The 11832-nt window shown below is 71.1% G+C and carries 16 protein-coding genes; 9 read left to right on the top strand and 7 right to left on the bottom strand.

The window, feature by feature from the left end; translation table 11 throughout:
* The first annotated feature begins 17 nt into the window (after positions 1-17).
* Together ACZ4UU_RS09465 and ACZ4UU_RS09460 are read left to right on the top strand one after the other, a co-directional pair.
* Positions 18-458 (top strand): DUF3052 domain-containing protein, encoded by a 441-nt coding sequence (locus ACZ4UU_RS09465; protein WP_468038078.1) that lies wholly within the window; start codon positions 18-20, stop codon positions 456-458.
* A 72-nt stretch (positions 459-530) separates the two neighbouring features.
* Positions 531-1427 (top strand): glycosyltransferase family 2 protein, encoded by an 897-nt coding sequence (locus ACZ4UU_RS09460; protein WP_468038076.1) that lies wholly within the window; start codon positions 531-533, stop codon positions 1425-1427.
* A gap of 250 nt (positions 1428-1677) precedes the next feature.
* On the opposite strand, the gene ACZ4UU_RS09455 is transcribed toward ACZ4UU_RS09460, so the two are convergent.
* Both ACZ4UU_RS09455 and ACZ4UU_RS09450 read right to left on the bottom strand, forming a co-directional pair.
* Positions 1678-3381: a bifunctional 3'-5' exonuclease/DNA polymerase gene (locus ACZ4UU_RS09455; RefSeq protein ID WP_468038074.1), complete on the bottom strand. Its 1704-nt coding sequence runs from the start codon at positions 3379-3381 to the stop codon at positions 1678-1680.
* A 34-nt stretch (positions 3382-3415) separates the two neighbouring features.
* Positions 3416-4195: a Clp protease N-terminal domain-containing protein gene (locus ACZ4UU_RS09450; RefSeq protein WP_468038072.1), complete on the bottom strand. Its 780-nt coding sequence runs from the start codon at positions 4193-4195 to the stop codon at positions 3416-3418.
* A 272-nt stretch (positions 4196-4467) separates the two neighbouring features.
* Between ACZ4UU_RS09450 and ACZ4UU_RS09445 the strand changes: the two genes are divergently transcribed.
* A complete protein-coding gene (locus ACZ4UU_RS09445) occupies positions 4468-5613 on the top strand; it encodes a DUF2786 domain-containing protein (RefSeq protein WP_468038070.1) in 1146 nt (381 codons plus the stop codon).
* Positions 5614-5625: 12 nt separating this feature from the next.
* Here the strand turns inward: ACZ4UU_RS09445 and ACZ4UU_RS09440 are convergent, their stop codons facing one another.
* The 4 genes from ACZ4UU_RS09440 to rpmB all read right to left on the bottom strand — a co-directional run bounded on the left by ACZ4UU_RS09440 (position 5626) and on the right by rpmB (position 7420).
* Positions 5626-6147 (bottom strand): DUF4232 domain-containing protein, encoded by a 522-nt coding sequence (locus tag ACZ4UU_RS09440; RefSeq protein WP_468038068.1) that lies wholly within the window; start codon positions 6145-6147, stop codon positions 5626-5628.
* Positions 6148-6222: 75 nt separating this feature from the next.
* Positions 6223-6702, bottom strand: coding sequence for a hypothetical protein (locus ACZ4UU_RS09435; protein WP_468039163.1), 480 nt, complete (start codon positions 6700-6702; stop codon positions 6223-6225).
* A gap of 176 nt (positions 6703-6878) precedes the next feature.
* Positions 6879-7184, bottom strand: coding sequence for a 30S ribosomal protein S14 (rpsN, locus tag ACZ4UU_RS09430; RefSeq protein ID WP_468038066.1), 306 nt, complete (start codon positions 7182-7184; stop codon positions 6879-6881).
* Positions 7184-7420 carry a 50S ribosomal protein L28 gene (gene rpmB, locus ACZ4UU_RS09425; RefSeq protein WP_062723352.1) on the bottom strand — a complete coding sequence of 79 codons (237 nt, stop codon included), beginning with the start codon at positions 7418-7420 and terminating at the stop codon, positions 7184-7186. The genes rpsN and rpmB overlap by 1 nt, the downstream gene beginning before the upstream one ends.
* 62 nt (positions 7421-7482) lie before the next feature.
* On the opposite strand from rpmB, the gene rpmG reads away from it, so the two are divergent.
* The 5 genes from rpmG to ACZ4UU_RS09400 all read left to right on the top strand — a co-directional run bounded on the left by rpmG (position 7483) and on the right by ACZ4UU_RS09400 (position 9935).
* The gene (rpmG, locus tag ACZ4UU_RS09420; RefSeq protein ID WP_030573688.1) at positions 7483-7647 is read left to right on the top strand and encodes a 50S ribosomal protein L33; all 165 of its coding nucleotides are present in this window, start codon (positions 7483-7485) and stop codon (positions 7645-7647) included.
* Between the two features lie 2 nt (positions 7648-7649).
* Complete coding sequence (locus ACZ4UU_RS09415) at positions 7650-7907, top strand: type B 50S ribosomal protein L31 (RefSeq protein ID WP_468038064.1); 258 nt, start codon at positions 7650-7652, stop codon at positions 7905-7907.
* Positions 7907-9070 carry a CobW family GTP-binding protein gene (locus tag ACZ4UU_RS09410; RefSeq protein ID WP_468038062.1) on the top strand — a complete coding sequence of 388 codons (1164 nt, stop codon included), beginning with the start codon at positions 7907-7909 and terminating at the stop codon, positions 9068-9070. Before ACZ4UU_RS09415 ends, ACZ4UU_RS09410 begins: the two co-directional genes overlap by 1 nt.
* A 3-nt stretch (positions 9071-9073) precedes the next feature.
* Positions 9074-9307 (top strand): 30S ribosomal protein S18, encoded by a 234-nt coding sequence (gene rpsR, locus ACZ4UU_RS09405; RefSeq protein ID WP_468038060.1) that lies wholly within the window; start codon positions 9074-9076, stop codon positions 9305-9307.
* A 409-nt stretch (positions 9308-9716) separates the two neighbouring features.
* Positions 9717-9935, top strand: a complete 219-nt coding sequence (locus ACZ4UU_RS09400) for a DUF397 domain-containing protein (RefSeq protein WP_062723414.1) — start codon at positions 9717-9719, stop codon at positions 9933-9935.
* A 104-nt stretch (positions 9936-10039) separates the two neighbouring features.
* Here the strand turns inward: ACZ4UU_RS09400 and ACZ4UU_RS09395 are convergent, their stop codons facing one another.
* A complete protein-coding gene (locus ACZ4UU_RS09395; protein ID WP_468038058.1) occupies positions 10040-10564 on the bottom strand; it encodes an ATP-binding protein in 525 nt (174 codons plus the stop codon).
* A gap of 323 nt (positions 10565-10887) precedes the next feature.
* Between ACZ4UU_RS09395 and ACZ4UU_RS09390 the strand changes: the two genes are divergently transcribed.
* Positions 10888-11715, top strand: a complete 828-nt coding sequence (locus tag ACZ4UU_RS09390; protein ID WP_468039161.1) for a helix-turn-helix domain-containing protein — start codon at positions 10888-10890, stop codon at positions 11713-11715.
* Positions 11716-11832: the final 117 nt, after the last annotated feature.

The following is an 11832-nucleotide window of genomic DNA, read 5'->3' as shown; positions in this document are numbered from 1 at the left end:
TACGAGAGGAGGTCACCGTGTCCGACTCCGGTACGGGTGCCGCCGGCGCGGGCGCCACGGGTACGCCGCTCGCCCGGAAGATCGGTGTACGGCCGGGCCACCGCATCCGGCTCTGTCACGCCCCCGCACGCTGGGCCATCCCCGGGCTGCCGGAGGGCTGCGACCTGGCCGAGGGAGGCCCGCGGGGCGCCGACGTCGCCGTCGCGTTCTACGGGTCCTACGTCGAACTCGTCGCCGAGGCCCCCGGCCTGGTCGACGACCTCGCCGATGACGCCATGCTCTGGATCGCCTGGCCCAGACGGGCGGCCGGCCACGTCAGCGACATCACCGAGAACGGACTGCGGGACCTCTTCCTCCCGCTCGGTGTCGTCGACGTGAAGGTCGCGGCGCTGGGGACGGACTGGTCGGGCCTGAAGTTCGTCAGACGTAGGGAGAACCGCGCGAACCGGCGAACTTGAGACGTCCTTACCGTGAACGACTAGCATCGCGCCGGTAATCGCAGCCGGTACGAGGTGAGGGCAGGGCGGGGTATGACGGAACCGAGGATCGCTGTCGCCGTGGTGACCATGGGGAACCGCCCCGCCGAGGTCGACGCGCTGCTCGAGTCCGTGGCCAAGCAGGATCTCGCCCCCGACCGGATCGTCGTCGTCGGCAACGGCTGCCCGCTCCCCGAGTTCGCCGCGCGGCTGGGGCTCCCCGGCGCGGTCACGCCGATCGAGCTCGACGAGAACCTGGGCTGTCCGGGTGGACGGAACGCGGCCCTCGCGAGGCTGCGCGCCTTCGGCGACGTCGACGTCGTGGTCGAGTTGGACGACGACGGGCTCCTCGTCGACGCCGACGTCCTGCGCCGCGTACGCGATCTGTACGCGGCCGACGACCGGCTCGGCATCGTCGGCTTCCGCATCGCCGACGAGCAGGGCGAGACCCAGCAGCGACACGTGCCGAGGATCGGCAGGTCGGACCCCATGCGGGGCGGGTACGTCACCGGCTTCCTCGGCGGCGGGCACGCGCTGCGCATGGCGATGCTGGCGGAGACCGGGGACTGGCCCGCCGAGTTCTTCTTCGCCCACGAGGAGACCGACCTGGCCTGGCGGGCCGCCGACGCCGGCTGGCGCATTCTCTACGCGCCCGAACTGCTCCTGCGGCATCCGAAGACCTCGCCCGCCCGGCACGCCATCTACTTCCGGGTGAACGCCCGCAACCGCGTCTGGCTGACCCGCCGCAGACTGCCGCTCCCGCTGATCCCGGTGCACCTCGGGGTGTGGATGCTCCTCACCGTCGTACGCAACCGGAACTCGCCGGCCGGGCTGCGCGCCTGGTTCGGCGGCTTCCTGGAGGGCCTGCGGGAACCGGCGGGCGAGCGGCGTCCCATGCGCTGGCGCACGGTGTGGGGGCTGTGCCGACTCGGCCGGCCGCCGGTCATCTGAGAGGCCGGTCATCGAAGTGGGGGGCCGGGGGAGGGACGCGGGTCCCGGTCGTTCACCTCCGCCGACCGGGACCCACATGCGTCCCAGGATCCGGCGCGGCGGCGACACTCCCCCGAGTTGCGCGTCGTACGCGCGCGCCGTCGTGCCGGATCCGATGAGATGATCACAATAAGCCATGTCGGCGGATCGTTGACATCTGGCCAACGGGTCCGTCGAGTTGAGCGCCGGCACCGACGCCGTGCCGCGCTGATCATTTCGCGTCGGCATAGCTCTCCACCACCGCCGTGGTGAACGGAAACCGGACCGGCGTCTCCCCGAACGTCAGCCGCCCCGCCAGCTCCGCCGCCTCCCGGATCGCCGCCACGACCGCTTCGGCCTCCTCCTCGGGACAGTGCACGATCACCTCGTCGTGCTGGAAGAAGACCAGCTCGGCCGCCATGTCCGCACAGGTGCGCCGCAGCGCGGCGAGCAGCAGCAGAGCCCAGTCGGCGGCGCTGCCCTGGACGACGAAGTTCCGGGCGAAGCGGCCCCGGGCGCGGGCGTTGGTGGAGGCGTAGCCCGGCACCCACTCCTGCGGACCGGAGCCTGCGCCCGGCTCGTCCTCGGCGTCCGGCACCGGAATGCCCGCCTCCTCGGCGGCGTCGTCGCTCGCCCCGGCCGCCGGCGGACACGTCCGCCCCAGCCAGGTTCGCACGAGCCGCCCCTCCTCACCGGCCCGCGCCGCATCGTCGACGTAGGCCACCGCCCGGGGGAACCGGCGTCTGAGCGCGGCGAGGTTCTTGAGCCCGTCCCCGGACGTCTGGCCGTACACGGCACCCAGCACGGCGAGCTTGGCCTGGGCGCGGTCGCCGGAGAAGGCGCGGTCGGAGACGGACTGGTAGAGGTCGGTCTCCCGGCCGGCCACCTCCATCAGCCCGGGGTCACGGGAGATCGCCGCCAGCACCCGGGGTTCCATCTGGTCGGCGTCGGCCACGACGAGCCGCCAGCCGGGGTCGGCGACCACGGCACGCCGGATGACCTTCGGGATCTGGAGCCCGCCCCCGCCGTTGGTCACCCACCGTCCGGTGACCGTCCCGCCCGCGAGGAACTCCGGCCGGAACCGCCCGTCCCGCACCCAGTCCTGGAGCCAGGACCAGCCGTGGGCCACCCAGATCCGGTACAGCTTCTTGTACTCGATCAGCGGCTTCACCGCCGGATGGTCGAGGGACTCGATCTCCCAGCGGCGGGTCGATCTGACCTTGATCCCGGCCTGTGCGAAGGCCTTGATCACATCGGCCGGCAGATCGGGCCGCACCCGGCGCCCGAACGCGGCCGACACCTCGTCCGCCAGCTCGGCCAGCCGCCGCGGCTCCCCGCCCCCGGCGTACCGCTCGCCGAGCAGTTCGTGCAGGACTCCTCGATGAGCCTCGGCGCTCCACGGCAGCCCCGCCCGGTTCATCTCGGCGGCGACGAGCATCCCCGCCGACTCGGCCGCGGTGAGCAGCCGCATCCGTTCCGGGTGGGCGGTGGCGTCGTGCCGGCGTTGCTGGGCGGCGTAGACCTCGACGAGGTCGGCCAGCGGCACATGGACCGCCTGCGGTTCGAACAGCGGGGACTGCGCGCCCGGTTCGGCGGCCCGCTGGGGCGGGTCGGGCGGCACCGGGAGGCGGCGCAGCCGGGCGAGGGCGGCGGCGGCCGACCTCGGTTCGCCGTGCCGCCCCTCGTGGCCGAGGAGCAGGGTCTCGGCGTCCTCGATGTCGTAGCACCGCTCCACTCGCACTCCCGTGGCGAGCAGGCGCGGATAGACCTCGGCGGTGGACCGCCACACCCACCGCGCGACCTCCGGCCGCCCCCGCACGGCCGCACCCAGGTCCGCCTCCCGGCGCACCGGCCCCGCGGGCAGCCCGTCCGGGCCGAGGGGGGCGAACTCCACGCCACCGTCCTCGGCCGGAGCGAGCGCCCACCGATCGGTCATGCGGCGAGTGTGGCACCCGGGTCTGACAACGCCCTCAGCTCTGCGCCCCACCCTCCTCGCCGCTCTCCCCGCCGGCCTCCTTGACCGTCTGCACACCGCTGTTCAGGAACTGGGAGAGCATCTCGACGAGGTACTCCTCCACCGTCTGCTTGGTGAGCCCGAGCCCGTACAGCACGCCGGTGCCGTTCTCGAACTCCAGCAGGGCGAGCAGGATGTGCTCGGTGCCGATGTAGTTGTGGCCGAGGCGCAGGGCCTCGCGGAACGTCAGCTCCAGCACCTTCTTGGCGTCGGAGCCGTAGGGGACGAGCTCGGGGACGTCGTCGGCGGCCGGCGGCAGGGCTGCGGTGGCGGCCTGGCGCACCGAGTCCAGCAGGACACCCTGTGCCGTGATCGCCTTCGCGGCCAGCCCGTCCGGCTCGGCCAGCAGACCGAGGACCAGGTGCTCGGGGCGGCCCTCGGTGTTGCGCGCCGCGACGGCCTCGTTGTGGGCGGCCATCACCGTGTTGCGGGCACGCGGCGTGTAGCGGCCGAAGCCCTGCTGCGGGTCGAGGTCGACCGACTCCTTGGGCACGAACCGCTTCTGCGCGGCCTGCCGGGTGACGCCCATGCTCTTGCCGATGTCGGTCCAGGAGGCACCGGAACGCCGGGCCTGGTCCACGAAGTGACCGATCAGGTGGTCGGCCACTTCACCGAGGTGATCGGCGGCGATCACCGCGTCCTGGAGCTGGTCGAGCGGCTCGTCGTGGACCTTTTTGATGGCCGCGATGAGCTCGTCGAGACGTACGGATGACGTGATGCTCGGGTTCGTCGACATGTGTCAACCATAAGTTGACACTCCTGGACTGTCAACCTTCAGTTGACATCTGCGACGGGGTCATGTCGTCCTGGCCCAACCGGATTTCCCGGCCCGCCTACGCCACCCCGTCCTTGGCTCCACGCGCCCGCTGCCGCCGCACGCACCCGTCCGAGCCCAGCCCGTCCATCAACCCCGCCCGTCCATCAATCCAGCCCGTCCATCAACGCCGCCGCCCACCAACGCCACAGGCGCCGAGCCGCCCCGATCCCACCCCATGGCACCATCACCGAGTGAGCAGCACGAACAGTCGGAGCGACACTCCCGGCCCCGTCGACCGAGCCTTCCGGCACGCCCTCTACGCCGACAGCGACGACGCCCTCGACACCGGTGCCTCTCTCCTTGCCGCCGCCCCCGAGGCGGACGCGGAGCTCGATCGGCGTGGGCTGGAGTTCGTGGCGGCGGCCTGGCGGCGGGGCTGGCAGCCCGCCGATGTCGTACGGCTGGCGCGGCGCGAGCTGGACGACGTGCACGTACGGCTGCTCTCGGCGCTGATCCGGGCACAGCGGCCGGACGACCGACCCCGCGGCCCCCGCTGGACCGCGCAGCTCGACGACCTGCCCACCGAGGCGCCGCCCCGCACGGACCGCTTCTCGCACGCGACCGCCGTCCTGGAGCTGTACCGCCTGCTGCTGCGCCTGCCCGCGCTGGAGCCCTTGGACGAGCCGGTCACGTCGGCCGCAGGGCAGCCCCGGCCCGAGTCCCGCATGCTCGGCCGTATCCGGGCGCTGCTGGCGAAGGCGGAGGCGACCGGCTTTCCGGAGGAGGCGGAGGCGCTCAGCGCCAAGGCACAGGAACTGATGGCCCGGCACAGCATCGACGACGCCCTCCTCGCGAGCCGTACGCACGCCCCGCACGCCACGAAGGACGTCCCCGGCGCCTGCCGGATCGGTGTCGAACCGCCGTACGAGCAGGCGAAGGCCGTCCTGCTGGACGCGGTGGCGACCGCCAACCACTGCCGCGCCGTGTGGAACGAACCCTTCGCCTTCTCCACGGTCGTCGGCTTCGAGGCCGACCTGGAGGTGGTCGAGCTCCTGCACACCTCGCTGCTCGTGCAGGCGCAGACCGCGATGACCAGGGCGGAGGCGGCCCAGCGTGCGGGCGGCCGCAAGCGTACGAAGACCTTCCGGCAGTCGTTCCTCGCGGCCTACGCCCACCGCATCGGCGCCCGCCTGGCCGAAGCGGCGCAGACCCAGGTCACCCAGGACCTGCTCCCGGTCCTGGCCTCCCGAGAGGTGGCCGTCACCGACCGCCTGGACCGTATGTTCCCGGAGACGACCACGACCCGCCTGCGCGGCGTCAGCGACGAGGCGGGCTGGGTCGAGGGCTCGCAGGCGGCCGACAGGGCACAGGTAGCCCCGCGCCGCCCGCTGCGCTGACCCCGGGAGACCTCAGTCGCCGGACTGCTGGAACCCGCTCACCGAGGCGTCCGGCGTCTGCCCGTCGCTCTTCAGCGCGACATCGCCGTACGACCACTTGAAGTCGCGCGTCCCGTCGACTCCGGGCAGCTGGATCTTCACCCGCCGCACGCCCAGGCTCTTGGTGCCACCGCCCTCGCCCCGGACATAGGTGAGGGTGAAGGAGGTGGAGGCCTCCTTCGTGAGGGTCGTCTTCCTCACCCCGGCGGCCTCGGCCGCCTCGTCGGCCGCGACGCCGGTCATGGCGTCACCCGAGTCCAACTCGACGCCGGGCAACCCCTCCAGGACGCACTCGGCGTCGCCGCGGTTGGTGATCGTGACGGGCACGTTCCCGGTGTCCCCGGTGGCGGGCGCGGCGTTGCCGGGCCCGAAGCGCACGCTCAACTCGGCGCAGGAGGAGCCGGCCTTGCTGTCCTCGTCCTCACCCCCGTCGTCGCAGGCGGTCAGGAGGAGGGCCGCGGCGAGGGCGGCGACAGTGAGGGAAGTTGCGCGCATGGGTCCTCTGGAGGAGACGTCGGCGACCGGGTGTCGATCACCGCACAGGTGGGGCGGACGGTCACCGATCAAACATCACGAACCCAGACCGCCCGTAGGCAGCCCCGTCGGCAGCTTCCCGCCCTCCGCCTTGGTGTACGTCTCCGCGCCGATGCCGCCCTCCCAGGTGACCTTCAGCTGCTCCTCGCCGACGGAGTCGACCATCCCGACGGCCCGGTCCTTGCGGGCGTCCGGGCACTTGAGGCGGATCATCCGCATCCCGTCCTGCTCACCGGCGGTCCCGCTGCACACGGTCCCGCCCGTCGTGAAGAGCGCGGCCTTGGCGCCGGTGACGACCAGCACGACCGCCTTGCCGTCGGTCGTGGCCAGCCAACTGCCCTCCAACTCGTCGGAGGCCGAGGCCGACCCGCCCGTACCGCCGCCCGTGTCGGCACTGGCGGTCGCGGAGGAGCCGGCCGAGGGACCGTCCGTGGGCTTGGCATCGGAGTCGCCGCCGCTGCACGCGGTCAGGGCGAGCGCGCCGACCAGGGACGCGGCCACCGTCACGACCCGCATCCGCCGGCCCGACATCGTGCGCGTACGCGAGAAAGTCGCCGAGGTCACTGGAAGCTCCCAAGCTGTAGCGGTCGGCATACGGCCGAGTCGGCCATGTCGGCCGAAACGACCGCAGCAAGTTACCAGGGAGTCCTTTCCACGGGCAGGACTCACCGGCGCCCCCGGCCTCACCACCTCTACCAGGACGCCTTGCGCACCCCCGGCAGATACCCGGCGTGCGCCTGCTCCCGCAACGACACCCGGGACAGCCCGAAGGTCCGGAGGTAGCCGCGCGGCCGCCCGTCCACCTGGTCGCGGTTGCGCACCCGCGTGGCGCTCGCGTCCCGCGGCTGCCTGCTCAGCTCCCGCCGCGCGGCCAGCCGTTCGGCGTCGGTGGACGACGGCCGACGGATGATCTCCTTCAGCTCGGCCCGCCGGGCGGCGTACCGGGCGACGATCTCCTGCCGCCGCTCGTTCTTCGCGATCTTGCTCTTCTTGGCCATCAGACCTTCACCCCCCGAGCGCGGATCCGGGCGACGGCCGCCTCGACGCCGATGACGTCGACGGTCTTGATCCCCCTGGCGCTCAGCCGCAGCCGCACATACCGGCCCTCGCTGGGCAGCCAGTAGCGCTTGGTCTGGATGTTCGGGTCGAACCGGCGGGAGGTCCGCCGATGCGAATGGGAAATGGAGTTGCCGAAACCGGGCTGGGCGCCGGTCAGCATGCAGTGGGCGGACACAGGTGACGAACCTCTCCTCGCTGGCTTCTGTTAATGGAATTCATTTTCAGTAAGATAGCAGCATGGCACGCAACGAACTCCGCCCGGTCATCAAGCTCCGGTCCACCGCCGGCACCGGCTACACCTACGTGACCCGAAAGAACCGCCGCAACGACCCGGACCGCATGACCCTGCGCAAGTACGACCCGGTCGCCGGCCGCCACGTCGACTTCCGAGAGGAGCGCTGATCATGCGCGACGGAATCCACCCCGCATACGGCCCGGTCGTCTTCCGCGACCGAGCCGCGGGCCACGCCTTCCTCACCCGCTCGACGCTCGCCGCCGTGCCCACCGACAAGACGATCGAGTGGGAGGACGGCAACACCTACCCGGTCGTCGACGTCGAGATCTCGAACGTGAGCCACCCCTTCTACACCGGCACGGCCCGCGTCCTGGACACGGCCGGCCGCGTGGAGCGCTTCGAACGCCGCTACGGAAAGAAGGGCTGATGCTGTCCGTCGTGATCGTCGCCGGCCTGCACGCGGACGCCCGCACGGCGACAGTCGCCCAACTGCTCGCCGACGTCCCCGACAGCGTCGTACTCCACCACGACCTCGCGACGGCCGCCGCGGGCACGGTCGTCCGCACGATCCGCGACGCCACCGGCCTCGTCAGCACCGGCGAGGCCCCCCTCGTCAACGACTGCGCCTGCTGCGCCCTGCGCGAGGACCTGGTGCCGGAACTCCTGAGGATCCAGGAGGCCGGCGGCACACGCATGGCGGTCGTCGAACTCTGGGACTCGGTCGAACCGAAGGCGATGGCCGAGGTGGTCACGGCGGGCGGACTGACGCTCACCGGCGTGATCACCGCGGTCGACCCGGCGCTGGTCCTGCCGTACCTGGGCAACGGCGACGACCTCGCCGAACGGGGCCTCGCGGCCGCGGCGACCGACCAGCGCACGGTCGCCGACACCTTCGCCCGGCAGCTCGAGTACGCCCCCGTCCTCGCCGTCACCGACTCCCCGGAGGCCGACGACGAGGACCGTGAACTCCTGACCCAACTCCATCCGACGGCCCGCCAGGTCCCCATCACCCACGACGACCTGACCGTGCCGCCACCGCGTACCCGCCCCCCATCCCCCCTCGCCCGCGCGGCCCTGTCCGGCTTCGACGTCGAGTCGGCCGACGCGGCCCAGCACCCCGCCTGCGCCCTGCTCCCCGCCGAGGCCGACGCGCACGGCGTCAGCACCGTCGTCTGGCACCGCCGCCGCCCCTTCCACCCCGAGCGCCTCTACGCGGCCCTGGAGGACCTGACCTGTGCGGCGGCCCGCAGTCGGGGCCGTTTCTGGCTGGCCGACAAACCGGACGTCCTCCTCCACTGGGACGCCGCGGGCGGCGCCCTGTGCGTGGAGAGCGCGGGCCCCTGGCTCGTCTCCCTCCCCGACGCGGCCTGGGACATGGTCCCGCCGATCCGCCGCGCCGCCGCCGCGCTGGACTGGCATCCCGAGCACGGCGACTGCTGCCAGCACCTGGTCTTCACGTCCCCCGCCCTGGACCGCGACGGCCTGGAGCAACTCCTCGAATCGTGCCTCCTCACCGACGCCGAGTACGCCGCCGGCCGTGACGCCTGGAAACAACTCCCACCCGCCTTCGACACCCTCCTGGAGGTCTGACCCGTGCCCCGCCACCCCGCCCGCAAGCCCATCAAGCCCCGCCCCAACCCCCTGGACCAGGCCGGCATCACCTACATCGACTACAAGGACACCGACCTCCTGCGACGCTTCCTCTCCGACCGAGGCAAAATCCGCAGCCGCCGCGTCACCCGCGTAACGTCCCAGCAGCAACGCCAGCTGGCCAAGGCCATCAAGAACGCCAGAGAGATGGCCCTCCTCCCTTACGCCACCCGCTGAGCCCACCAGGGCGGCGGCGTACCCCCCGCCGGGCCGCGGTCGCGTACGGCGGGAAGGGGACGTGCCGGGGGGTGTCCGGCCGCAGCGGCGGGCGTCAACGCAAGCGCACTTCTACAGGCAACCGAGCCGCCCGAGGACGGACACACCCCCCGGCACGGCCCCGGCCCACAACGCACCGAACCGCGCTACGCGAACGCCCACCAAACCCCAGCGGGCCGTCGCCGCAGGCATTCCCCAAACACCCCGGAACCCATCCCCGCCCCCATACGTCACAGGAGTAACCACAGGAACACCCCCCGTGCACGTGCATCCGCTCATGCACCTGCACGTGAAACAGAGCTATGATCCGGAAGCAGTTGACCGCCGCACCACCGGGGAGCGATCTGTGGACCACGACGTGTACAACGGCATGGCAGCCACGGATCTGAACGGGGTGGCCTGGCAGAAGAGCAGGCACAGCAACTCGCAGGGCTCCTGCGTCGAATTCGCCCGCCTGCCCGGCGGCGATGTGGCGGTACGCAACTCGCGCTTCCCCGACGGCCCCGCGCTCGTCTACACCAGAGCCGAGATCGAGGCCATGCTCCTGGGTATCAAGGACGGCGAGTTCGACCACTTGGTCGTCGGCTGATCACCCACCGCCACCCTCGCCCCACCAGCGCCGATTCATCTCGCAACGCGCGTAGACAAACGCCCCCACGACTCGCGGCGCAGGCGAGTGCCGACCGCCGGCGCCTATTCCCCCGATGCCCCCGCGACAGCCCCCCGCGCCGGAAGCCGGAACAACGCCCAGACGACCTTCCCGCTGAGCGCCCCGGCCAGCGGCTGCCACCCCCAGCTGTCGCTGAAGGAGTCGACAAGGAACAACCCCCGCCCGGACTCCGCGGAGAAGTCGTCGGAATCGCGAGCGACGGGACTGTCATGACTGGGATCACGCACCGCGCACACCAGCCGCTCGGTCCATCGCATCAAATGCAGCCGGACAGGCGGCGCCACCTGCTCACACTCCCACTGCGCCCCCGCCGGCAACGCATGCCGCAACGCGTTGGTCACCAACTCGGAGACGACAAGACACACATCGTCGAAGCGATCGCCCAGTTCCCACTGTTCCAGCGTCCGGCGCGTGAACTTCCGCGCCTCACGCACCGCTTCATAGCGGGCGGGCAGCGCACAGGAGGCGGCATTGGAGACAGCTGCGGGATCCAACGGCGGAAGGCCCTGCCGTAACGGCTCGAGCATGGTCGATCCATTCGTCCCCATGCGAGGCACTCCCGGGAGTTCGCGGTCGTTGCGATGCAGCGGTTGCGCGGGACCATGGTTTCCGATGCGCAGGGCAGATGCAAGGGCAGATGCACGTGCACGTGACCGAATTGGACGCTCCCGTACCGCTTGTTGGCCATTTTTTCCGCCAACTTCAACCGCTTTCCTGGTCTCCCATCTGTCAGTAACCCTTGTCTTCTTTCCATCTCTGTAATCGGACGAGTACTGCTCGAAGTGATTTAGTGGCAGACTGCGGGCCCTGAAGACGGTTGGGGAGGCTGGCGAACGTGAGCGCGGGAGAGCCCGGATCGGTGGTGCGGCGCATGCTGCTCGGCTCGCAACTGAGGCGACTGCGGGAAGCGCGAGGGATCACGCGCGAGGCGGCGGGTTACTCCATCCGCGCCTCCGAATCGAAGATCAGCCGGATGGAGCTGGGCCGGGTGAGCTTCAAGACGCGAGACGTCGAGGACCTGCTGACGCTCTACGGCATCACGGACGAGCAGGAGCGCGCCTCGCTCCTCTCTCTCGCCCGCGAGGCCAATGTGGCGGGCTGGTGGCACAGTTACTCCGACGTCCTGCCGAGCTGGTTCCCCACGTACGTCGGCCTGGAGGGCGCCGCCAGCCTCATCAGGGCCTACGAAGTGCAGTTCGTGCACGGCCTGTTGCAGACCGAGGCGTACGCCCGCGCCGTCGTCAAACGGGGCATGAAGGGCGCGAGCGCGGCCGACATCGAAAAGCGCGTGGCGCTGCGCCTGGAGCGGCAGAAGTACCTGCTCGACGAGAGCGGCGCCCCCGAGTTCCACATCGTCCTGGACGAGGCCGCCCTGCGCCGCCCGTACGGCGACCGCGAGGTGATGCGCGGCCAGCTCCACCACCTGATCGAGATCTCCCAGCGCCCCAACGTGCGGCTCCAGGTCATGCCGTTCAGCTTCGGCGGCCACTCCGGCGAGTCCGGCGCGTTCACGATCCTCAGCTTCCCCGAGTCCGACCTCTCCGACGTCGTCTACCTGGAGCAGCTCACCAGCGCGCTCTATCTCGACAAGCACGAGGACGTCACCCAGTACGAGACGGCGCTGAAGGAGCTCCAGCAGGACAGCCCGGGACCGGACGAGAGCCGGGATCTTCTCAGGGGACTCCTTCAACTCTCTTGAATCACAAGTACGATGACGTGTGATCAGACCGTGAAGACGATCAAGGCCGAGCGAGCCCGATCACGCCCGATCAAGGCGATCCAAGGCGATCAAGGCGTCCGTGATCAGTCGAGCGGG

The organism is Streptomyces sp. NPDC028907, from assembly GCF_055564995.1.
The sequence above is the reverse complement of the archived record's forward strand: the minus strand, read 5'-3'. Positions and strand labels throughout refer to the sequence as shown.